This is a genomic window from Lelliottia sp. GFLA7 (genome assembly GCF_056490165.1).
The window spans coordinates 386,169-409,492 of sequence record NZ_JBWLAQ010000003.1 but is presented as its reverse complement, the minus strand read 5'-3'; the positions used below and the strand labels follow the sequence as shown (position 1 = coordinate 409,492).

Sequence of the window (23,324 nt, the reverse complement as noted above, 5' to 3'; positions counted from 1 at the left end):
CGCTCACCGGGCAATAAAGATTACGCCTGTTTCTTCGCGGCAGCGTTTGGCAAAAAGCCTTCCAGCACAATCATCGCAGCACCGATGCAAATGGCGCTATCGGCCAGGTTGAACGTCGCGAAGTGCCAGTTGCCGACGTAGAAGTCGATCATATCGACGACAAAGCCGTGCCACAGACGGTCGAACAGGTTGCCCAGCGCGCCACCAATAATCAGTGCGTAAGCAATATTGTTCAGTTTCTGGCTAGCCTTCGCGCGATACATCATCACGGTCAGTACCAGGCAGATACCCAGCGCGATACCAGCAAAGAACCAACGCTGCCAGCCGCCGCTGTCGGCGAGGAAGCTAAATGCCGCGCCGTAGTTGCGCGCATAATGCAGATTCAATGACGGGAACAGCGGCACCGTATCCCCCAGAGCAAAGTTCTGGAGGATCAGGAATTTGCTGCCCAAATCAATAATCAGCACGACGACGACCAGCCATAGCCAGCGAAGTCCTGTTGAACAAAACGATTTAGTCATCAGGCAAACTTACGTTTTTCGCCATCACCGGCGATGTTAGTAACACAGCGTCCACAGATTTCTGCGTGTTCCGCCACCTGGCCGACATCGGTGGTGTAATGCCAGCAACGCGGACATTTATCACCTTCAGCTTTTGCCAATGCCACTTTCAGCCCTTTGAGCAGTTCGCTCTGCTGAGCATCAGCGGTAGCTTGTGCATAATCGGCAACCTGTGCACCCGAGGTCAACAGGACAAATCGCAATTCATCACCCAGCGCCGTCAGCTTCGCGGCCAGTTCTGGTTCTGCATACAACGTCACTGCCGCTTCAAGAGAGCCACCGACTTTCTTGTCCGCACGCGCCTGTTCGATAACTTTGTTCACTTCGCCACGCACTTTCAGCAGCTCGTCCCAGAAGGTATCGTTCATCGCTTCGGTTTCAGCCAGACCAAATAGACCTTCGTACCATTCGCCGGTGAAAACGTATTTCTCGCGATCGCCTGGCAAGTAGGCCCAGATTTCATCTGCGGTGAAGGACATGATTGGCGCCATCCAACGAACCAGCGCTTCTGCGATGTGGAACAGCGCAGTCTGGCAGCTGCGACGCGCCACGCTGTCGGGTTTCGCGGTGTACTGACGGTCTTTGATGATGTCGAGGTAGAACGAGCCCATCTCGATGGAGCAGAAGCGCATCAGGCGCTGCACCACTTCGTGGAAGTCGTAAGACTCGTAGGCCTTCAGGATATCTTCCTGTGCCGCTTGCGCGCAGCCTACCGCCCAACGATCCAGAACGACCATCTCTTCCGGTTTCACCATGTCGGTAACTGGGTTGAATCCGTTCAGGTTGGCGAGCAGGAAGCGCGCGGTGTTACGGATACGACGATAGCTGTCAGCAGCACGTTTCAGGATCTCATCCGATACCGCCATTTCACCAGTGTAGTCCGTTGATGCCACCCACAGACGCAGAATATCTGCGCCGAGTTTGTTCATCACGTCCTGCGGAGAAACGGTGTTACCGATGGATTTAGACATCTTGCGTCCCTGACCATCCACGGTGAAACCGTGAGTCAGAACCTGACGGTAAGGCGCTTTGCCTTTCATCGCGGTAGAGATCATCAGAGATGACATGAACCAGCCGCGGTGTTGGTCAGACCCTTCCAGATACATATCGGCGGCGTGACCCGAGAACTCAGGGCGCACGTCAACCACGGAAGAGTGGGTTGAGCCAGAGTCGAACCACACGTCGAGGGTGTCAGGCACTTTCTCGTAGTTGTCGGCGTCAGCGCCCAGGATCTCTTTTGAATCCAGATCCCACCACGCCTGAATGCCGTCGGCTTCAACGCGTTTCGCCACTTCTTCCATCAGTTCCAGCGTATTCGGATGCAGCTCCTGCGTCTCTTTATGCACAAACAGAGACATTGGCACACCCCAGGTACGCTGACGGGAGATACACCAGTCAGGACGGTTGGCGACCATGGATTCGATACGCGCCTGGCCCCAGTCCGGGATCCACTGCACGCCTTTGATCTCTTTCAGAGACTGCGCACGCAGGCCTTTCTGATCCATGCTGATAAACCACTGCGGGGTCGCACGGAAGATGATCGGCGACTTGTGACGCCAGCAGCATGGATAGCTGTGCTGCATCTTCTCAACGTGCAACAGCGCACCGCTGGTACGCAGCATGTCGACGATGATGTCGTTAGCTTTGAAGACGTTGATACCGTCCAGCGCCGGGTAGGTGCCAGGCAGATAAGCGCCATCCGGGCCAACCGGATTCGCGATTTCCAGACCGTATTTCAGGCTGATATTGTAATCGTCAGGGCCGTGACCACCGGCGGTGTGTACTGCACCGGTACCCGCTTCCAACGTAACGTGGTCGCCCAAAATGGCCGGCACGTCGAAATCGAGGAACGGATGTTTGAAGCGCAGCAGTTCCAGCTCAGCACCGTTCACGGTACCCAGCACGGTGTAATCCGTGATGTGCGTGCGTTTCAGAACGCTTTCAACCAAATCTTTCGCCAGGATCACCGCCTGCCCGTCAATCTGCACCAGCGCATAATCGAAATCAGCAGAGAGGGAAATGGCGCGGTTAGCAGGTAACGTCCACGGCGTGGTGGTCCAGATAACCAGAGAAATTGGGCCGTTGACGGAAGAGACACCGAATTTAGCTTTCACCGCATCCGGATCAACGGCGTGGAAAGCCACGTCGATAGAAGGAGATGTTTTGTCGTAATACTCCACTTCCGCTTCTGCCAGTGCAGAACGGCAGTCAACACACCAGTGCACAGGCTTCGCGCCTTTGTGCAGGTGGCCGTTACCGATGATTTTACCCAGCGCACGAATAATGTTGGCTTCAGTTTTGAAGTCCATGGTCAGGTATGGACGCGACCAGTCACCCAGCACACCCAGACGGATGAAATCTTTACGCTGACCATCAACCTGCGCCGCCGCGTATTCACGGCATTTTGCGCGGAACTCCGCTGCGGTAAATTTCTCACCCGGCTTGCCGTATTCTTGCTCCACTTTCAGCTCGATCGGCAGACCGTGGCAGTCCCAACCCGGAACATAAGGCGAGTCAAAACCCGTGAGCCCTTTGGACTTCACGATAATGTCTTTCAGAATCTTGTTTACAGAGTGACCAATATGAATGCTGCCATTCGCATAAGGAGGGCCATCATGCAGAATGAAGGATTTTTTGCCTTTCTTAGCGGCACGAATGATGCCGTACAGGTCATCATCGGTCCAACGCGCCAGCATTCCCGGTTCACGCTTGGCGAGATCGCCGCGCATCGGGAACCCTGTTTCCGGCAAATTCAGGGTCGATTTATAGTCACTCATTAGATTCTCGGTTCCGTATTTAAAACTCATTCAGGCGTTAAGCCGGGTTCGATAGCCCAAAATATTCGCGGGCCGTTAACTCATCGCGCGCAATTTGTGCTTTCAGCTCATCAAGCGAAGCAAATCGCTGCTCATTGCGTATTTTTTTACGCAGGATTACATCTATATGGCGACCATAGAGGTCCATTACAACGTCCAGCAGGTGCACTTCCAGCTGCTGACGCACACCGGCAACCGTTGGACGGGTACCAATGTTGGCAACACCGGGCAAAAGCGTATCGCCAAGCCCGCTCACTTCTACCGCATACACCCCTTTAACCGGGGATACCTGACGACGCAGCGGAACGTTCGCCGTCGGGAAACCTATTGTGCGCCCCAGCGCGTCGCCATGCACAACGCGACCAGAAATCGAGAACGGATGCCCTAATAGGGTCTCCGCCACATCCAGTTGATCGTCGGCCAGTGCCAGGCGAACCGCCGTACTGCTCACACGCACACCGCCTTCACAGAAAGTCATGGTGCTGGTGACGTCAAAGCCGTACTCCAGGCCAGCCTTCTGTAATAACAAGAAATCACCCTGACGACCAGCGCCAAAGCGGAAATCATCGCCTACGGCAAGAAACTGCACGCCCAGACGTTTGACCAGCAGATCGCCAACGAAAGCCTGCGCCGTGAGCGCGGCAAAACGTTGGTCAAAACGTACGCACAGTACGTAATCCACGCCACACTCTGCCAGATAGCGCAATTTGTCGCGCAGGCGTGTTAAGCGAGCGGGAGCTTTATCACCGGCAAACAGTTCCAGCGGTTGCGGCTCAAAAATCATCACCACAACGGGCAGTCCACGGGCCTGGCCCTCTTTACGCAATCCCTGCAACAGCGCCTGATGACCACGATGTACGCCGTCGAAATTACCAATTGTCAGCACGCACCCATGAGGGGCCTGGCTGAGATTATGTATGCCGCGTATCAGCTTCATGACAGGCTCAAGACAGTGAAAATCGCCAAAGTATACCTTGTACAGCGGTTAACGTTAACTGGCGATTGTTCCCTCACTTCAGAAAGCCGCCCTGATTTCATAGACCTTATCTTCAGGTGCAAAAAAATCTGCCCGCCAACTGCGTTTTTTATGCCGAAAGACTGTATTCAGGGGAGACAAGCTGGTAGAATCCTGCGCCATCACTACGTAACGTAGCGTCGCCATATAAACGGCGCTTATTTGCACAAATCCATTGACAAAAGAAGGTATAGAGGGCATATTCCTCGGCCTTTGAATTGTCCACATAGATCATATTTGGGAGTTGGACTTGGCTAATATCAAATCAGCTAAGAAACGTGCCGTTCAGTCTGAAAAGGCTCGTAAGCACAACGCAAGCCGTCGTTCTATGATGCGTACTTTCATCAAGAAAGTATACGCAGCAATCGAAGCTGGCGACAAAGCTGCAGCGCAGAACGCATTTAACGAAATGCAACCAATCGTGGACCGTCAGGCTGCTAAAGGTCTGATCCACAAAAACAAAGCAGCGCGTCATAAAGCAAACTTGACCGCGCAGATCAGCAAACTGGCTTAATCGCCACTTGTTGTTGCTTGTTTAAAGAACCCGCTTAATGCGGGTTTTTTTATTGGCTTAACGTGACGCTGGCGGCGTAAACAACGCCGAGTAGTCGCGGTTACAGATGCGCTGCACCGCCGGGTGCTGAATCATTCGCTCAGCGAATATCGCATGGTACTCTTCCATCACGTTATCCACTCGTCCAATCTCCGTTACCTTCTCATCGATATAAAGATCGTGCGCGTACAGCGTCGGTGCCACAAAAATAGCGTTATGCGCTTCGCCAAAGGCTTTCATCAGCGCGGCATCATCAAACTCCCCAAGAATCTCCACTTTCAGTCCCTGTGAGTTAAACCAGTTGAGCAGCTTGCGGCCCAGCATCGATCGCCGTCCCGGCACTAACAGGCGTCGTTCCTCAAGACAGGCGGGAAACGGTTTTTCCGGCGGCGGGTTAATGCACCAGAAGCTCACCCCGCATTCACCTATCTTCACCGAGAAAAGCCCCTCCTGCTGCGTGGAATCAATCGGACAATCCGAAATGATGATATCCAGCTTATGCTGGCTCAACTGCTCCAGCAGCATCTCGTGTGTGGATTCAAAGCAGCGCAGATGGATCTGTTCATCTTCTACTACCGCCGCGTCCAGGACACCGCTTACCAGGCGTTTTGAGAGCGCATCCGCGACGCCGACATCAAAGAGCAAATTCGACTCTTTGCGGTAATTGACGATATCGAGCATTTCCTGGCTCAGCGTGAACATCTTATCGGCGTAGCGAAACACCAGCTCACCAAGCTCGGTCGGTTCAATTCCGCGCCCTTTACGCTTAAACAGTTTCCCTTGCAGGCGTTCTTCGAGTGCCTTTATCTGACCGGTAATGGTCTGCGGCGTCAGATACAACGCCTCAGCTGCCCCCACAACGGAACCCGCTTTGTAGACATTCCAGAAGTAGTAGAGATGGTTGTAATTGATATGAGACATCGTATCTTCGCTCCCTGATCGTGTCTTAGGGAGAGAGCCGCTGCCCTCCCCCTGCCTGTTATACCGGCTGGACTTGCCCCGACAATTTCACTTTCAATAACGAGTAGCCGACAAACGCCGCCAGCAACGATCCGGTCAGGATACCGAGCTTAGCCCAGACGATGAGCTGCGGATCCATGGATGCAAACGCCAGCGTCGAGATGAAAATGGACATCGTAAAGCCAATTCCGCACAGAACGCCCACGGCCATGATCTGCCGGAAAGTTGTCCCCTGTGGCAATGACGCGAGTTTCAGCTTCAGTGCCAGCCAGCAGAACAGGCTGATGCCCAGCGGCTTACCAATAAACAGACCGGCAATAATGCCCATCGGCAGCATTGAGGTCAGCCCTGAAAGCGTCACGCCCTGTAATGACACGCCCGCATTGGCGAAAGCGAAAAGCGGCAGAATCATAAACGCGACCCATGGATGCAGGACATGCTCAAGCTGTTGGGCTGGCGAGTGACCGTCCTGCTCTTTAAGCGGTATAAAGAAGCCGATAATCACACCTGCCAGCGTGGCATGGACGCCCGATTTCAAGACCGCGGTCCACAGCACGACACCAACCAAAATGTAGATCCCCGTTCTGCGCACGTTAAAAATGTTCAGCAGCGCCAGCGCAGCGATAGCCCCTGCGGCAACGCTCAGCGACAGAATCGACAGATCGCTGGTGTAGAACAACGCAATGATCACGATAGCGCCAAGGTCATCGATAATCGCCAGAGCCATCAGGAAAATCTTCAACGCCACCGGAACGCGGCTGCCTAATAACGCCAGTACGCCAAGCGCAAACGCAATATCCGTCGCTGCCGGGATAGCCCAGCCCTGACGCGCAATCGGATCCTGATAGTTAAATGCCAGATAGAGCAACGCTGGCACGACCATACCGCCAATCGCAGCGATGACAGGAAACGCCGCCCGTTGGCGGCTAGCGAGCGAGCCCTGAACCAGCTCACGCTTCACTTCCAGGCCCACAAGCAGGAAAAAGACCGCCATCAGGGCATCGTTTATCCAGAGCAGCATGTTTTTGTTAATTTCCAGAACACCCACGCGGAGTTCAACGGGCGTTTCCAGAAACGCGTGATACAGACCCTGAGTCGCCCCAAGGTTGGCAAATACCATCGCGGCCGCAGCGGCGATAATCAAAATAATGCCGCCGGACGCTTCATTGCTGAAGAAACGGTGTAGTAATTTCACTTTGGTTCTCTCTTTAAGACGATGCTTCGTTAAAACCATCATACCAAGGCTAACAACTCGGGAAAAACAGATTAATATTGAGTATAAACTCAGTTTTACCGAGTAATATGCACAAAAACAAAAAGCCCGGAATCGCTTCCGGGCTTTGTGATGTACACCAGCTAACAGTTTAGCGGGTCAAATCATCGAAGAACTTTTTCACGCCGTCGAAGAAGCTTTTGGAACGCGGGCTGTTATTTTCACCCGTTGGGCCGCCGAAGCTTTCCTGCAACTCTTTTAACAGCTGTTTCTGTTTGTCGTTCAGACCGACTGGCGTTTCAACGACCACCCGACACAGCAGGTCACCCTGCGCACCGCCACGTACCGATTTAACACCTCTTCCACGCATGCGGAACAGCTTGCCGGTTTGTGTTTCACCAGGGACTTTCAGATTCACACGACCATCTAAAGTCGGGACTTCAATTTCGCCACCCAGTGCAGCCATCGCAAAGTTGATCGGCACTTCGCAGTACAGGTTATTCCCTTCACGCTCGAAAATAGCGTGCTGTTTTACCTGAACCTGAACGTACAGATCGCCTGCCTGCGCACCGTGTTCACCCGCTTCGCCTTCACCCGCCAGACGAATACGGTCACCGGTATCAACGCCTGCCGGAATTTTCACGGACAGGGTTTTGGTTTTCTCGACGCGGCCATGACCGTGACATTTGTTGCACGGATCTTTGATAAGCGTACCGCGACCATGACAGTGTGGACACGCCTGCTGCACCGCGAAGAAGCCCTGACGAATCTGGACCTGGCCGGAACCATGACAGGTTGGACACGTCTGCGGTTTGGTGCCGACTTTCGCGCCGCTGCCATGGCAGATATCACACTCTTCCAGCGTAGGAATGCGGATCTCTTTGGTCACGCCACGTACCGCTTCTTCCAGCGTCAATTCCATGTTGTAGCGCAGATCTGCGCCACGGGATGCACGCTGGCGTCCACGGCCACCGCCGAAGATATCGCCGAAAACGTCGCCAAAGATATCGCCAAAATCAGCACCGCCGCCACCAAAGCCGCCGCCACCGTAACCACCACCGCCCATACCGCCTTGTTCAAACGCGGCATGACCGTACTGATCGTATGCCGCACGCTTCTGCGCATCGGTCAGGATCTCGTAGGCTTCTTTGATCTCTTTAAATTTGGCTTCGGCCTCTTTGTCACCCTGATTACGATCCGGGTGAAACTTCATGGCCAGGCGCTTGTACGCCTTCTTGATTTCACGCTCTTCCGCGGTTTTCGGAACGCCTAAAATCTCGTAAAAATCTTGCTTTGCCATTGGTTTTTTCAGCCCCTTAACATGCGAGCACGGGCGGAGAGGAAACCTCTTCGCCCGTGCCGATTAATTACCCTGCATCAGGGCGATTACTTTTTGTCTTTAACTTCTTCGAACTCAGCGTCAACAACGTCGTCGTCTTTCGCATGGTTCTGAGAAGCGTCAGCGCCTGCTGCACCAGCCTGCTGCTGTGCGTGCTGTTGCTGAGCAATTTCCATCAGCTTCTGGGACGCTTGCGCCAGTTCCTGCATTTTCGCTTCGATATCCGCTTTGTCTTCGCCTTTCAGAGACGTTTCAAGCGCGCTCAATGCAGTCTCGATAGCGGTTTTATCATCAGCTGGCAATTGATCACCTGCCTCTTCAACCTGCTTACGAGTGCTGTGCAGCAAATGGTCACCCTGGTTACGGGTCTGAACCAGTTCTTCGAACTTACGGTCAGACTCGGCGTTAGCTTCCGCTTCACGCACCATTTTCTGGATCTCTTCTTCGTTCAGACCAGAAGACGCCTTGATGGTGATCTTCTGCTCTTTACCGCTGTTTTTGTCTTTCGCGGAAACATGCAGGATACCATCAGCATCGATGTCAAAAGTCACTTCGATCTGAGGCATACCGCGCGGTGCCGGGCTGATACCGTCGAGGTTAAACTGGCCCAGATCTTTGTTGTCCGCAGCACGTTTACGCTCACCCTGCAGCACATGGATGGTTACCGCAGACTGGTTGTCTTCAGCGGTAGAGAACACCTGGCTGTGCTTGGTCGGGATGGTGGTGTTTTTGCTGATCAGCGCCGTCATCACGCCGCCCATGGTTTCGATACCCAGAGACAGCGGGGTAACGTCCAGCAGCAGTACGTCTTTCACTTCACCGGTCAATACACCACCCTGAACAGCAGCACCGATTGCAACGGCTTCGTCCGGGTTAACGTCTTTACGCGGCTCTTTACCAAAGAATTCAGCAACTTTCTTCTGAACCATTGGCATACGCGTCTGACCACCGACCAGGATAACGTCCTGGATATCAGATACAGACAGACCCGCATCCTGCAGAGCAACTTTCAGTGGCTCGATAGAACGGTTCACCAGGTCTTCGACCAGGCTTTCCAGTTTCGCACGGGTCACTTTGATGTTCATGTGTTTAGGACCGCTCGCGTCTGCAGTGATGTACGGCAGGTTAACGTCGGTCTGTTGCGCAGAAGACAGCTCAATTTTCGCTTTTTCTGCGGCTTCTTTCAGGCGCTGCATGGCCAGCGGATCGTTACGCAGGTCAATGCCCTGATCTTTCTTAAATTCGTCAACGAGATAGTTGATCATACGGCTGTCGAAGTCTTCACCACCCAGGTGGGTATCACCGTTGGTTGCCAGAACTTCGAAGGTTTTTTCGCCGTCAACTTCGTCGATTTCGATAATAGAGATATCGAAAGTACCACCACCGAGGTCATAAACCGCGATAGTACGGTTGCCAACTTCTTTGTCCAGGCCGTAAGCCAGAGCAGCAGCAGTTGGTTCGTTGATAATACGTTTGACTTCCAGACCCGCGATACGACCGGCATCTTTCGTTGCCTGACGCTGTGCATCGTTGAAGTATGCAGGTACGGTGATAACCGCTTCAGTTACCGGTTCGCCCAGGTAATCTTCAGCCGTTTTCTTCATTTTCTTCAGCACTTCAGCAGAGATCTGCGGTGGTGCCATTTTCTGGCCCTTCACGTCGATCCATGCATCACCGTTGTCTGCACCGATGATTTTGTACGGCATGATGGCTTCATCACGCTGCACTTCTTCGTCCTGGAAGCGGCGACCAATCAGGCGTTTAATCGCAAAAAGCGTGTTTTGCGGGTTTGTCACGGCCTGACGTTTAGCCGGCTGGCCAACCAGAGTTTCACCGTCCTGGGTATACGCAATAATAGAAGGCGTGGTGCGATCGCCTTCGGCGTTCTCCAGCACACGAGCAGTAGTACCATCCATAATCGCTACACAAGAGTTGGTAGTACCCAAGTCGATACCAATAATTTTACCCATCTAAACGTCTCCACTAAAAATTTGTTCATCATGTGGTTGTGAATCTGTAATAAGGGCGAAACGTGCGGTTTCAACTGCCCAGATTTGATTTTTTTCAGCTTCACTCACTGCGGTTGACTACAAGATGGGGTCGTAACCGCATCCATCAAGGGGGAAGCATAAAAAATATTTTAAATTCCCCCTGTTCAGATCATAGACGCCGAGTGTTGTGCCCTTTATGATGCCGCGCCCCGCCAGGGAGAGTTGGCGGGGCTTAACCACTTCACCATTTAATGATGATTTATTTTGAGGACTTATGGGCAACACTAAGTTGGCTAATCCGGCTCCGCTGGGCCTGATGGGTTTTGGCATGACCACAATTCTGCTGAACCTGCATAACATCGGTTTCTTCCCGATGGATAGCATTATCCTGGCGATGGGCATTTTTTACGGCGGTATCGCGCAAATCTTCGCGGGCCTGCTGGAATATAAAAAAGGCAATACTTTCGGTTTAACGGCATTCACCTCTTACGGTTCATTCTGGCTGACTCTGGTCGCTATTCTGATTATGCCGAAAATGGGTCTGGCTGACGCGGCAAACGCGCACTTCCTGGGCGTTTACCTGGGTCTGTGGGGCGTCTTCACGCTGTTCATGTTCTTTGGCACTCTGGCAGGCAACCGCGCGCTGCAGTTCGTGTTCCTGAGCCTGACCGTTCTGTTCGCCCTGCTGGCGATTGGTCATCTGGCGGATAACGAAGGTATCGTTCACATTGCAGGCTGGATTGGTCTGGTGTGTGGCGCAAGCGCGATCTACCTGGCAATGGGTGAAGTGCTGAACGAACAGTTTGGCCGCACCGTTCTGCCGATTGGTGAAAAACACTGATCCCCCTTCGTGCCCGCCTCGCGGGCACGAAATCTCCCGCTTTATGCTTCTGATTGATATCCTGTTAATGCGCTTTGTGGAACACTGGTTCTCACTCTTTTCTTAAAGATGCTCATATGACGGCGAATGTCCCCTCTCGTTCTTACTGGCTGCAACGCTGGACCGCATTATTGCTCACCGGAATTTTAGCCGGGCTGGGTGGTATGCTGCTCGCCCTGCTGTTGCACGAAATCCAGCATCTCGTTTACGGCTATAGCCAGAAAGCGCTCATTAGCCCGCAATCGTTTTTAGAAGGCGTGATGGATGCCAGTGCGCAGCGGAGATTTCTCGCTCTGCTGGCTGCGGGCCTCATTGCGGGCTGTGGCTGGTGGCTCCTTGCCCGCTACGGTAAAAAACGCGTCAGTATTATCGCCGCCGTCAACCAGCCCGATAAACCGATGCCGGGCATCACCACGCTAATTCACTCCCTGCTGCAAATTATCACCGTTGCGATGGGCTCACCGCTGGGTCGCGAAGTCGCACCGCGTGAACTGGGTGCGTTATTTGCCGGAGGGATTGCCCGGCGTTTGCACCTGACGACAGCAGATATCCAACTCATGATTGCCTGCGGCGCGGGCGCGGGGCTGGCTGCGGTGTACAACGTTCCGCTGGCTGGCGCGATATTCACCCTCGAAGTGCTATTAATCAGCTTTAGCTGGGAAGCCGCCATTGCTGCTCTGGTCACGTCAGCCCTTGCGGCGTGGATCGCCACGCTGGGACTGGGCGATGAGCATCAATATCGCTTTACGACCGAAATGGCCGCCACCTCGCTGGTGTTCTGGGCGGCGCTTTCAGGCCCATTGTTTGGCATTGCTGCCTTCTGGTTTCGCCGCATCACCCAGCGCGCACGCAGCAAAGTGCGCAGTAACTGGCAGATGCCGGTGTTCAGTCTGGTGGCATTTGCGGCGCTCGGCGCGTTATCGATGTGGTTTCCGCAGTTGCCCGGCAACGGCAAAGGCCCGATTCAGCTCACGCTTGCAAGCGACGTCACGTTAAAACTGGCAGCCGCGATTCTGTGTCTCAAAATCTTCGTGATCTGGGCCGTTTTGCGCGGCGGTGCGGAAGGGGGATTACTGACGCCCGGTCTCGCCGTTGGTGCACTGCTGGGTTCGCTGCTTTTTATGCTGCTTGGCCGCTTCTTTCCCGGGAGCGATATGGCCAGTTTTGCGCTCACGGGCGCGGCAGGTTTTTTATCGGCGTCGATGCAAATGCCCGTTACCGCTATCGCACTCATGATGGAATTCACCCGCATGGACCATAGCTTCCTGGTCCCCTTGGCCCTGAGTGCAGCCGGGGCGTACATGACGTTTCGAAAACTCGACGGTTAATTTTCGTGCGAAATTGCAACCGTAGCTAAACGACTTCTCTGATTCCTGTTTTTTCAATTGATAAGCATTATCATCCGGAATATTGTCACCGGCAGCATCCCCCAGATATTGGATATCAGGCAGCCTTTGTACAGGAACGTTTAGGGATAAAATACGGTTCTGATGTGTTGCATAAGGTAAGCCAATGAGTTCCATTTTAGCCAGCCGGGATAATCCTGACGGCGCGGCTGTCGCGTCGCATTACAAAAAAATCATCTTGCGGCGCTTTATCGTCGCAGGTGTCCTCCTGCTGTTGATCCTGCTCTCGCTGCTGCTTGATTTTACCCTCGGCCCGTCCGGAATTTCCGTCGCCACACTTTGGCATACGCTGTTTGATGCCGCCTCCGCTGACGCAGGCACGCGCGTGATCGTCTGGGATTTACGGCTGCCTTTCGCGCTGATGGCGGTGGTCGTCGGCCTGGCGTTGGGTTTAGCCGGTGCCGAGATGCAAACCATCCTGAATAACCCCCTCGCCAGCCCGTTTACGCTGGGCGTGTCGTCTGCTGCCTCGTTTGGTGCCGCACTGGCGATCATCCTCGGCCTTGGAATTCCTGGCGTGCCCGACCAGTGGTTTATCTCGGTGAACGCTTTTGTTTTTGCACTGATGGCCTGTTTTATTCTCGACGGGATCAGCCGCTGGACGCGCGTCGCCACCTCCGGCGTCGTGCTGTTTGGGATTGCGCTGGTGTTCACGTTCAATGCGTTGATTTCGATTCTGCAGTTTGTCGCCAGCGAAGACACATTACAGGGTCTGGTGTTCTGGACGATGGGCAGCCTGGCCCGCGCGTCGTGGGACAAACTGGCGATTCTGGTCGTGGTGTTGCTGATCGTCGTCCCGCTCTCGCTGAAAAACGCGTGGAAGCTCACCGCCCTGCGCCTGGGTGAAGATCGCGCCGTCAGCTTTGGTATCAACGTGCGCAAGTTACGGCTCACCACCCTGCTGCGCATTAGCATCATTTCGGCGCTGACGGTGGCGTTTGTCGGCCCGGTCGGCTTTATCGGTCTTGTCGCCCCGCATATTTCCCGCATGATGTTTGGCGAGGATCACCGCTTTTACCTGCCGGGCAGTATGCTGATCGGCGCGCTGGTGCTTTCCCTGGCCTCCGTCCTCTCAAAAAATATCGTGCCTGGCGTCATCATTCCCGTCGGGATTGTCACGTCACTGGTCGGCGTACCTTTCTTCCTGAGCATTATTATTCGCCACCGGGGAACGCTCTGATGGACGGTTTACTCGTTACCGATCTGCACACCGGTTATCGCAAAAAGAAAATCATCGACGGGCTAACCACCCCACTGCTGCCGCGTGGCAAAATCACCGCCCTGTTAGGACCCAACGGTTCGGGGAAATCAACCCTGCTGCGCGCGCTGGCAGACCTCAATCCGGCGCAAGGCAAAATCGCGCTCAACGGCGAGGATCTGATGACCCTGCCGCCCGCGAAGCGTGCGCAAAAAGTGGTGTATTTGCCGCAGTCGCTTCCGGCAGGTGTGCATTTGCACGCCCTGGAATCGGTGATTGTTGCGCGCCGCGCCAGTGGCAGCGATACCCACGGCAATGCCGAACAAGAAGCCTATGACATTCTGCATAAACTCGGCGTCTCGCATCTGGCGATGAGCTATCTCGACCAGCTTTCCGGCGGCCAAAAACAGCTGATCGGTTTAGCGCAGTCGCTGATCCGCCAGCCGGATTTACTCCTGCTGGATGAACCGCTTAGCGCGCTCGACCTCAACTATCAGTTTCACGTTATGGATATCGTTGCCCGTGAAACACGTCAGCGGAATATCGTCACCGTCGTGGTGATTCACGACATCAACATCGCGCTGCGCCACGCGCAATATGCGGTGATGTTAAAAAACGGCGCGCTGATTGCCAGTGGTGTTCCGGGTGAGGTCGTCACCCCCGCCAATCTGGCGACGGTTTATGGTGTGCAGGGGCGTGTAGAAACGTGTTCGCAAGGACTACCGCATGTGGTGGTCGATGGTTTAACAACATAAAAATAAAGGAATGACGGGGAAATAATGACACTGAAGAAGGCATTACTTGGCGCAGCGCTGCTGCTCTCACCGCTGCTGGCGATGGCGCAAAACTGGCCGGTGACGGTCAACGATATTGATAACCGCACGGTGACGATCCCACAGGAGCCGAAGCGCATCATTTTACAGGATGGCCGCGATATCCTGACGCTGGCGATGCTTGAGCGCGACAATCCGTTTGCCAAAGTGGTGGCGTGGAATAATTTGCCGAAAAAACAGGACACCGAAACCTGGAACGTGCTGAAGCGCAAATGGCCGGAAGCAGAAAACATCCTCGATATGAAATTCTCCGATCAGGGGAATGTGGATCTGGAAACGGTGATCTCACGCCAGCCGGACCTGATGATCGCCCAGCTCCGCGCCAAGCCGTCGCTGGTACAGAGCGGCGTATTAGCCAAACTTGAGGCACTACACGTTCCCGTGGTCTTCGTGGATTACGAATTGCACCCGGTTGAAAACACCGTCCCGAGCATTGCCCTGCTGGGTAAAGTGTTGGGGCAACACGAGCGAGCGCAGGCGTATATTGATTTTTACCAGCAGCGTCTGGACCGAATTCACCAGCGTCTGGCGAAAGCAGAGAAAAAACCGCTGGTATTTATTGAGCCGATCGCAGGGGTTGCCGGGCTGGATAACGGCTGCTGCTTTACTCATGCGCGCAACGGCTGGGGAGGTTTGGTTGAAGCGGCTGGCGGTGTGAATATTGGTTCACAGCTGCTGCCAGGTGCGAGCGGAAATGTCTCGGTCGAAAAGATTATCTCTCTTAACCCCGATTATTACCTGATGACCGGCTCAAAACGTCCGGCTAAAGGCACGGCGATTATTCCGTTTGGCTACAACGTGGCGGAAAGTGATGTGGCTGCGGCCTTTAACGCGCTGGTGTCGCGCCAGGGCGTGAGCAGCATTCCGGCCGTGGCGCAAGGCAATACCGGCGCGCTTTATCATCACTTCTATAACAACCCGTACAACATTATCGCCATTGAAGCGTTGAGCAAAATTTTCTACCCAACGCTTTTCAATGACGTCGACCCGCTGGCGGATTATCACGAGCTGATTAAAAACTTCACGCAGATCCCGGATGACAACATCATCCTGAGTTTTACCCCTCACTAACCGGCGTATGCGCCATCAGCTGATGGCGCTCACCGCGCAACCAAATCCCTAACGCCAGCCCCATCAGTGACAGCGCCAGCACATACCAGGCCGGAGCGATCGGCGACACGCCCATCAGCAGCGTGACGGCAATCGGCGTCAGGCCACCAAAGATGGCGTAGGAGACGTTATAGGAAAACGAAATGCCGGTGAATCGCACTTCTGCCGGGAACGCGCGGACCATCACATACGGCACTGCGCCCACGACGCCGACGCAAAGCCCCACCACGCCATACAGCAGGAAAAGCTGTTCCGGATGACTTCCCGCAAGGTGATAGAACGCCCAGCTTGATCCCGCCAGCAACAGGCTGCCGACGATAAACGTCAGGCTCGCGCCAAAGCGATCCGCCGCAACACCGGCAATCAAACAGCCAAAGCACAGCATAATGGTCGCGATACTGTTCGCCTGCAGCGTGACCGCTGGGGCAAAACCGTACTGTTTTTGCAGCCAGACGGGCGACATAAGAATCACCACCACAATCCCGGCGGAAAGCAGCCAGGTCAGGAGCATAGAAATCACCACGGCTTTTTTGTGATGCGCCACAACGGCCTTGACAGGCAGATCCTGCGCCAGCGCTTTACGCTGCTGCATTTCGAGGAAGATAGGGGTTTCCTGCAACCAGCGGCGGAGATACATCGCCACCAGGCCAAACGCACCGCCGAGCAGGAACGGGAGACGCCAGCCCCACTCATGCACCGCCTGCGTGGTCATACTGGTGTTGATGAGCGTCGCGACGACGGATCCGAGCAAAATCCCGACGGTCAGGCCCGCGGTTAACGTTCCGCACGCGATGCCGATGCGGCGCGCCGGTACGTGTTCTGCTACAAAAACCCATGCGCCTGGCACTTCTCCGCCAATCGCTGCACCCTGCAAAATACGCATCAGCAGCAGCAAAACAGGGGCGAGAATGCCCATCGTGGCGTACGTCGGCAGCAAACCAATGGCCAGCGTTGGCACGGCCATGAGCAGGATGCTGAGGGTAAACATTTTTTTACGCCCGACCAGATCGCCAAAGTGGGCCATGATGATGCCGCCGAGCGGACGCGCAAGATAACCCGCCGCAAAAATGCCGAAGGTCTGAACCTGGCGCAGCCATTCCGGGATATCCGCCGGGAAGAAGAGTTCTCCCACAACGGCCGCGAAAAAGACAAAAATGATGAAATCGTAGAACTCCAGCGCGCCGCCAAGGGCTGCGAGCGTGAGCGTTTTGTAGTCCTGACGATTCAGAGGCCGGGTGTAATGTGACATAGCGAACCTTTCCAGCGTTGTTGATTTAATTTTACAGTGATCGTAAAGAAAAAATTACTATACCGTAAATCTAACACCACGCTATTCCGGCTGTAGCTTATGTCATAGATGCGTTAATTTCAGGAGATTGTTTCGCGCCTTGCGCTTTTAGGCCGAAATGCTGCTACCACTTGTGGATCGGTTTCGACGTAAGGCCCATCAAGCAACTGTATACAATACGGTACACTGGCGAAAATACCCGCGACAACCACATTGCCATCTTCACCTTTCACGCCTTCCAGCGTCTCTTTGATCGACTTCGGCTGGCCTGGCAGATTCAGAATCAACGCCTGTTTGCGAATCACACCAACCTGACGGGACAGGATCGCCGTCGGCACGAAGTGCAGGCTTATCTGGCGCATCTGTTCGCCAAACCCTGGCATCTCGCGATCGGCAATCGCCAGCGTCGCATCTGGGGTGACATCCCGGCGCGCCGGACCCGTTCCGCCGGTGGTGAGCACCAGATGGCAGCTCATTTCATCCACCAGCTCGCACAGCGTCTGTTCAATGATCGCCTGCTCGTCGGGGATTAAACGCGTCTGGATTTCAAAAGGCGTTGTGAGCGCCGTCGCCAGCCACGCTTCCAGAGCCGGAATGCCTTTATCTTCGTAAATACCGCTGGAGGCGCGGTCAGAAATCGACACTAAGCCGATGCGTAATGTATTCATAGCCATTTCCATTCAAACAATACTGATTAACGGGAATGATACACGCAGAGGGGGAATTCAGACAGGGTAGGAAAGAAGTCGCGTGACCGGAGGCCCGGTCACGCAGAATGATTACAGCAGATCGCCGATCATTTTTTCCAGTTTTTCCTGGTCAACAGCAAACTTACGGATACCGTCCGCCAGTTTGTCTACGGCCATTGGATCCTGGTTGTGCTGCCACAGGAACTCGGATTCAGTGATGCGTTCTGGACGCGCTTTCACTTCACCGGTGTAGGACAGTTTACGCTCCAGCGCGCCTTCGCTCTCTGCCAGCTCTTTCAGCAGTGCAGGGGCGATAGTCAGGCGGTCACAACCAGCCAGCTCGATGATTTCACCCACGTTACGGAAGCTTGCGCCCATAACGACGGTTTCATAGCCGTGCTGCTTGTAGTATTCGTAGATTTCAGTCACAGAAACCACGCCTGGATCTTCTGCAGGTGCGTACTCTTTCTTATCGGTGTTGGCTTTGTACCAGTCCAGAATACGGCCCACAAACGGAGAAATCAGGAACACGCCTGCTTCAGCACATGCACGCGCCTGCGCGAAGGAGAACAGTAGCGTCAGGTTACAGTTGATGCCTTCTTTTTCCAGCTGTTCAGCAGCACGAATGCCCTGCCAGGTAGATGCCAGTTTGATCAGAATGCGATCGTTGCTGATGCCAGCATCGTTATACAGTTTGATCAGGTGTTTAGCTTTGGCGATTGAAGCTTCGGTGTCGTAGGACAGACGCGCGTCAACTTCGGTAGAAATACGGCCCGGCACCAGTTTCAGGATTTCCAGACCGATGTTTACTGCCAGTTTGTCAGTCGCGTCCACAACCTGCTGCGCACGATCGTTGCTCTGGCCTTTCGCCCAGGTGACAGCTTCGTCGATCAGTTTGCGGTACTCAGGAATCTGTGCAGCGTTAAGAATCAGAGAAGGGTTGGTTGTTGCATCCTGCGGCTGGTACAACTTCATTGCCGCGATATCTCCGGTGTCAGCTACGACAGTGGTGAACTGACGAAGGGAGGTCAATTTATCCGTCATGATAGTCTTTCTCTTTTTACGTGCCCTGGATAATTCACGCCACCGACAGCATGCCAGCAACGGAAAAATGACAGGTTTACTTGTTAGGGGGATGTAACCGGTCTGCCCTGATGATAACACGACGGAATAGCAGCGCAACCGCAGACAGTGCGCTTACGGATAGTATGATAAACTCCGAATATTAACAGCCTGCTAAGTACCACTCCGTTCATTCAATGGTAGCGCTTACAATTTCACTTTGGCATCAACAAGAGGGACGTTAATGCCTGATTTCTTTTCCTTTATCAATGAGGTCCTGTGGGGCTCAGTGATGATCTATTTGCTGCTGGGAGCCGGAATATGGTTCACGGTACGCAGCGGATTTATTCAGTTTCGCTATATTCGCCAGTTTGGCAAAAGTCTGAAAAACAGCGTCAGCCCGCAACCCGATGGATTAACCTCTTTTCAGGCACTCTGCACCAGCCTGGCCGCCCGCGTGGGTAGCGGTAATCTGGCAGGTGTGGCGTTAGCCATTGGCGCAGGTGGCCCGGGTGCCGTGTTCTGGATGTGGGTCACGGCGCTTATCGGCATGGCGACGTCGTTTGCCGAATGTTCACTGGCGCAGCTCTACAAAGAGCGGGATCGGCACGGTCAGTTTCGCGGCGGCCCGGCCTGGTACATGTCGCGCGGCCTGGGTATGCGCTGGATGGGCGTGCTGTTTTCTGTTTTTCTGCTCTTGGCTTACGGTCTTATTTTCAACACGGTACAAGCCAACTCGGTAGCGCATGCCCTGCGCTACGCGTTTGATTTCCCGGAATGGATAACCGGCGCGATGCTGGCTATCGCGACCCTGCTGGTTATCGTGACGGGCATCAAAGGCGTTGCGCGCCTGATGCAGTGGCTGGTGCCGGTGATGGCGCTGTTATGGGTCACCACCAGTCTGGTCGTTACCGCAATGCACATTGGTCAGCTTCCGGATGTGATCGCCACCATTTTCAAAGCCGCTTTCGGCTGGCGAGAAGCCGCAGCAGGGGCGCTGGGATATACCCTTAGCCAGGCGCTGACGGCGGGTTTCCAGCGCGGCATGTTCTCTAACGAAGCCGGAATGGGTTCCACACCGAATGCCGCTGCGGCAGCGGCTTCATGGCCCCCACACCCAGCCGCGCAAGGTATCGTGCAGATGATTGGGGTATTCATCGACACCATCATTATCTGTTCCGCCAGCGCCATGATTGTGCTGCTCGCGGGCCCTGTCGCGCATACCAACAGCCCAGAAGGCATACAGATCGTTCAGCAGGCGCTGGTGAATCTTGCGGGTAGCTGGGGCGCTGGCTTTGTGTCGCTTATCGTGATCCTGTTTTCGTTCAGCTCGATTGTCGCCAATTATATTTATGCTGAAACGAACCTGATTTTTCTGCGTTTTGATTCGCGCAAAGCACTATGGATTCTGCGGGTCGGAATCGCTGGAATGGTGATGGTCGGGTCGATGCTGAGCCTGCCGCTGGTCTGGCAACTGGCGGATGTGATTATGGCGCTGATGGCGATCACTAACCTGACGGCTATTTTGCTGCTGTCCCCGGTTGTCGCGCTTATCGCCAGCGACTATTTACGCCAGCGTAAACTGGGTCTGAAACCGGTGTTTGATGCGGCTCGTTATCCCGAAATCGAGTCACAAATTGCGCCGGGCACCTGGGATGATTTGCCACGGCAATAGCAGCCATCGATCAACTGAGGCGGATTTTTTGCTAAAGTCGCCCTAAATTTCCTGCAAGGACTGGTTATGCTGATTCTGATTTCACCTGCAAAAACGCTCGATTACCAGAGCCCGCTCGCCACCGAGCGCTATACCCAGCCCGAACTGCTGGATCATTCGCAACAGCTAATTCGTGAGGCGCGCAAACTTTCCGCCCTGCAAATTGGCAAGTTGATGAGCATCAGCGACAAACTCGCCGATCTCAATGCCACCCGTTTTCACGACTGGCAGCCGGATTTCACACCGAAAAATGCCCGCCAGGCGATCCTCGCGTTCAAAGGTGACGTGTATACCGGCTTGCAGGCCGAAGAATTCAGCGAGGCCGATTTTGATTTCGCCCAGCAGCATCTGCGTATGTTATCGGGTCTGTACGGCGTGCTGCGCCCGCTGGATTTGATGCAGCCGTACCGTCTTGAGATGGGCATCCGCCTGGAAAATGCCAAAGGCAAAGATCTGTACCAGTTCTGGGGCGATATCATCACTGAGAAGCTCAACGACGCGCTGAAAGCCCAGGGTGACAACATCGTCATCAATCTGGCATCCGATGAATATTATCGATCAGTTAAGCCGAAAAAGCTGAATGCGGAGATTATTAAGCCCGTCTTCCTCGACGAGAAAAAGGGCAAATTCAAAGTCATCAGCTTCTACGCCAAAAAAGCGCGCGGGCTGATGAGCCGTTACATCATTGAAAATCGTCTGACAAAACCTGAGCAACTCACCGCATTTAACAGTGAAGGCTATTTCTTTGACGGCGACGCGTCCGAGAAAGGCGAGCTGGTGTTTAAGCGACACGAGCAGTAATTCCGCCCCTCACCCTAACCCTCTCCCCAAAGGGAGAGGGGACTGTTTTGTGCACGCTTTTCCCCCTCGCCGCTTTGGGGGAAGGGACGAGAAAAATCAGCGATGCTTCCAGTCCGGGCCGTGTCCGCGATCGTCATGAGGCTTGTCGCGGCGGTTATCATGACGATCGCGGTGTTCGTCATGCGGATGCCAGCGGTTATCTCGCCACTCGTAATGCGATTTCCACCAGTCGTTGTCGCGCCAGCGGCCGCCATCCCAGTGGTGACCCCGATCGTCTCGATCGCCAATCTGTAATTTTACGGCTGGCACTAACGTGATTTCGGCTGCCTGCACCACCGTGGGAGCCACCAGCATCAGTGAAAGTGCAAGCAAAGCAGGTTTCAGTTTAGACATCGGGTACTCCTTCTCATTCTTGCCCTATGCGGGCCGATGGAAGGAGATTACGTGAGGTGAATGCGGGTTGTTATCCTCTGCAATCCTATTCTCTAAGTGAGCGCATTTATTGGGAATTTCTGCTTTTTCCCTACACTTTCTCTCCTTATTTTCTCCGTATTTCGGCATAAAAAAGGCCGGATATCATCCGGCCTAAATCATCGCGCGTTAAAACTATCCGCGGGTCATCATCAGCTTACGCAGCGCGGCAAATTCCGCAGGCAGAGAGTGAGACAGCAGCGGCAAATCGGCGCGATCCGCCAGCTCTTTTGGCAGCGGCAGCGACTCGCCCAGAATCTCATCCACGCTCTCTTTAAATTTCGCCGGATGCGCAGTGCCAAGGAACAATCCGTACTCACCTGGATTGAGCTGGTCACGCAGCGCGCGGTACGCAATCGCCGCATGCGGTTCAGAGATGTACCCCACCGCTTTCAGCTCGCGCATCGTCGCTTTGGTGGTTTCGTCGGTAACGGCGGCATAACCCAGATCGCTCAGACGCCAGATTTTACGGCGGAACAGCTCCTCTACACGCGGCCAGTTGTTCGGCTGTGACACATCCATCGCGTTAGACAAGGTCGCTTTGGTCGCGTTTGGCGTCCATTTGCCCTCTTTCAGGAAACGGGGAACCGTGTCATTGGCGTTAGTGGCGGCGATAAAACGCTTCACCGGTAAACCGAGGGATTTCGCCAGCAGGCCTGCGGTCAGGTCGCCGAAGTTACCGCTTGGCACGGAGACAACCAACTGGTTACGTGCTTCCTGTGGGAGCTGCGCGACCGCTTCGAAGTAGTAGCAAATCTGCGCCAGCAGGCGGCTAATGTTGATGGAGTTGGCGGAGTTTAAGCCCAGAGCCACTTTCAGCTCTTCGTCGTCAAAGGCCTGTTTCACCAGTGCCTGACAAGCATCAAAATCACCGTCGATAGCCACGGTTTCAATATTGCCGCCCAGCGTACAGAACAGTTTCTCTTGCAGCGGGCTGATTTTGCCCTGCGGATAGAGGATCACTACGCGCACGTTTTTCAGACCGTAAAATGCGTGAGCCACTGCCGCGCCGGTGTCACCGGATGTCGCAGTCAGGATAGTGACCGGTTTATCACCGCTGATGTGCGTCAGCATTTGCGCCATAAAACGGCCACCGAAGTCTTTAAACGCCAGCGTCGGACCGTGGAAAAGTTCCAGACAGCCAATGTCCGGCTCAACCGATTTTACCGGTGCCGGGAACGCAAACGCTGCGCGAACACGCTCTTCCAGCTCTGCTTGCGGAATTTCATCGCCAATAAATGCTGAGACGATTTTGGCGCTGCGGCTGACAAAATCCTGCTTCAGCATTTCATCGATTTCGGTCAGGCTAAATTCCGGCAAGTCGTGCGGAAAGAACAACCCCTGATTTTTGCCCAGGCCCTGAGTCACCGCCTGCGCGAAGCTGACCTGCTCGTTATGATCTTTCAGATTGTAGAGTTTCATCAA

20 protein-coding genes are annotated in these 23,324 nt (G+C 54.3%); 8 read left to right on the top strand and 12 right to left on the bottom strand.

Annotation, left to right across the window (positions count from 1 at the left end; genetic code table 11):
- Positions 1-20: 20 nt before the first annotated feature.
- Genes lspA through ribF form a run of 3 tightly spaced genes read right to left on the bottom strand, consistent with a single transcriptional unit; the run spans position 21 to position 4,313 of the window.
- Entirely contained in the window at positions 21-521 is a 501-nt protein-coding gene (lspA, locus tag AC07RN_RS12260) for a signal peptidase II (protein ID WP_133631735.1), read from the bottom strand.
- Positions 521-3,337 (bottom strand): isoleucine--tRNA ligase, encoded by a 2,817-nt coding sequence (gene ileS / locus AC07RN_RS12255; RefSeq protein ID WP_449554727.1) that lies wholly within the window; start codon positions 3,335-3,337, stop codon positions 521-523. The genes lspA and ileS overlap by 1 nt, the downstream gene beginning before the upstream one ends.
- Positions 3,338-3,374: 37 nt before the next feature.
- On the bottom strand, positions 3,375-4,313 hold the full coding sequence (gene ribF / locus AC07RN_RS12250) for a bifunctional riboflavin kinase/FAD synthetase (protein WP_133631737.1): 939 nt from the start codon (positions 4,311-4,313) through the stop codon (positions 3,375-3,377).
- A 328-nt stretch (positions 4,314-4,641) separates the two neighbouring features.
- Here ribF and rpsT point away from each other — a divergent pair, with 328 nt between their 5' ends.
- On the top strand, positions 4,642-4,905 hold the full coding sequence (rpsT, locus tag AC07RN_RS12245) for a 30S ribosomal protein S20 (RefSeq protein ID WP_012015991.1): 264 nt from the start codon (positions 4,642-4,644) through the stop codon (positions 4,903-4,905).
- 57 nt (positions 4,906-4,962) lie between these two features.
- On the opposite strand, the gene nhaR is transcribed toward rpsT, so the two are convergent.
- The 4 genes from nhaR to dnaK all read right to left on the bottom strand — a co-directional run bounded on the left by nhaR (position 4,963) and on the right by dnaK (position 10,426).
- Positions 4,963-5,865, bottom strand: coding sequence for a transcriptional activator NhaR (gene nhaR / locus AC07RN_RS12240; RefSeq protein WP_012015990.1), 903 nt, complete (start codon positions 5,863-5,865; stop codon positions 4,963-4,965).
- A gap of 58 nt (positions 5,866-5,923) precedes the next feature.
- Positions 5,924-7,099, bottom strand: coding sequence for a Na+/H+ antiporter NhaA (nhaA, locus tag AC07RN_RS12235; protein ID WP_012015989.1), 1,176 nt, complete (start codon positions 7,097-7,099; stop codon positions 5,924-5,926).
- A 169-nt stretch (positions 7,100-7,268) separates the two neighbouring features.
- Positions 7,269-8,417 (bottom strand): molecular chaperone DnaJ, encoded by a 1,149-nt coding sequence (gene dnaJ, locus AC07RN_RS12230; RefSeq protein WP_012015988.1) that lies wholly within the window; start codon positions 8,415-8,417, stop codon positions 7,269-7,271.
- Positions 8,418-8,503: 86 nt separating this feature from the next.
- On the bottom strand, positions 8,504-10,426 hold the full coding sequence (dnaK, locus tag AC07RN_RS12225; RefSeq protein ID WP_012015987.1) for a molecular chaperone DnaK: 1,923 nt from the start codon (positions 10,424-10,426) through the stop codon (positions 8,504-8,506).
- A gap of 295 nt (positions 10,427-10,721) precedes the next feature.
- On the opposite strand from dnaK, the gene satP reads away from it, so the two are divergent.
- The 5 genes from satP to AC07RN_RS12200 all read left to right on the top strand — a co-directional run bounded on the left by satP (position 10,722) and on the right by AC07RN_RS12200 (position 15,835).
- A complete protein-coding gene (gene satP / locus AC07RN_RS12220) occupies positions 10,722-11,288 on the top strand; it encodes an acetate uptake transporter (RefSeq protein ID WP_012015986.1) in 567 nt (188 codons plus the stop codon).
- Between the two features lie 116 nt (positions 11,289-11,404).
- Positions 11,405-12,655, top strand: coding sequence for a chloride channel protein (locus AC07RN_RS12215; RefSeq protein WP_478336476.1), 1,251 nt, complete (start codon positions 11,405-11,407; stop codon positions 12,653-12,655).
- Between the two features lie 184 nt (positions 12,656-12,839).
- Complete coding sequence (locus tag AC07RN_RS12210) at positions 12,840-13,913, top strand: FecCD family ABC transporter permease (RefSeq protein ID WP_478336475.1); 1,074 nt, start codon at positions 12,840-12,842, stop codon at positions 13,911-13,913.
- Positions 13,910-14,686: an ABC transporter ATP-binding protein gene (locus AC07RN_RS12205; protein WP_478336553.1), complete on the top strand. Its 777-nt coding sequence runs from the start codon at positions 13,910-13,912 to the stop codon at positions 14,684-14,686. Before AC07RN_RS12210 ends, AC07RN_RS12205 begins: the two co-directional genes overlap by 4 nt.
- A gap of 24 nt (positions 14,687-14,710) precedes the next feature.
- The gene (locus AC07RN_RS12200; protein ID WP_478336474.1) at positions 14,711-15,835 is read left to right on the top strand and encodes an ABC transporter substrate-binding protein; all 1,125 of its coding nucleotides are present in this window, start codon (positions 14,711-14,713) and stop codon (positions 15,833-15,835) included.
- Here the strand turns inward: AC07RN_RS12200 and AC07RN_RS12195 are convergent.
- The 3 genes from AC07RN_RS12195 to tal form a co-directional block, all read right to left on the bottom strand.
- The gene (locus AC07RN_RS12195) at positions 15,822-17,123 is read right to left on the bottom strand and encodes an MFS transporter (protein WP_478336473.1); all 1,302 of its coding nucleotides are present in this window, start codon (positions 17,121-17,123) and stop codon (positions 15,822-15,824) included. The genes AC07RN_RS12200 and AC07RN_RS12195 overlap by 14 nt on opposite strands.
- A 119-nt stretch (positions 17,124-17,242) precedes the next feature.
- A complete protein-coding gene (mog, locus tag AC07RN_RS12190) occupies positions 17,243-17,830 on the bottom strand; it encodes a molybdopterin adenylyltransferase (RefSeq protein WP_041689271.1) in 588 nt (195 codons plus the stop codon).
- 111 nt (positions 17,831-17,941) lie between these two features.
- Entirely contained in the window at positions 17,942-18,895 is a 954-nt protein-coding gene (gene tal, locus AC07RN_RS12185) for a transaldolase (protein ID WP_133631746.1), read from the bottom strand.
- Positions 18,896-19,157: 262 nt separating this feature from the next.
- On the opposite strand from tal, the gene AC07RN_RS12180 reads away from it, so the two are divergent.
- Positions 19,158-20,588, top strand: a complete 1,431-nt coding sequence (locus AC07RN_RS12180; protein ID WP_478336472.1) for an alanine/glycine:cation symporter family protein — start codon at positions 19,158-19,160, stop codon at positions 20,586-20,588.
- A gap of 66 nt (positions 20,589-20,654) precedes the next feature.
- Positions 20,655-21,428, top strand: coding sequence for a peroxide stress protein YaaA (gene yaaA / locus AC07RN_RS12175; protein ID WP_478336471.1), 774 nt, complete (start codon positions 20,655-20,657; stop codon positions 21,426-21,428).
- A 96-nt stretch (positions 21,429-21,524) separates the two neighbouring features.
- Here yaaA and AC07RN_RS12170 read toward each other — a convergent pair whose 3' ends face one another.
- Together AC07RN_RS12170 and thrC are read right to left on the bottom strand one after the other, a co-directional pair.
- A complete protein-coding gene (locus tag AC07RN_RS12170) occupies positions 21,525-21,821 on the bottom strand; it encodes a DUF2502 domain-containing protein (RefSeq protein WP_449554735.1) in 297 nt (98 codons plus the stop codon).
- Between the two features lie 213 nt (positions 21,822-22,034).
- Positions 22,035-23,321 (bottom strand): threonine synthase, encoded by a 1,287-nt coding sequence (gene thrC / locus AC07RN_RS12165; RefSeq protein WP_478336470.1) that lies wholly within the window; start codon positions 23,319-23,321, stop codon positions 22,035-22,037.
- Positions 23,322-23,324: the final 3 nt, after the last annotated feature.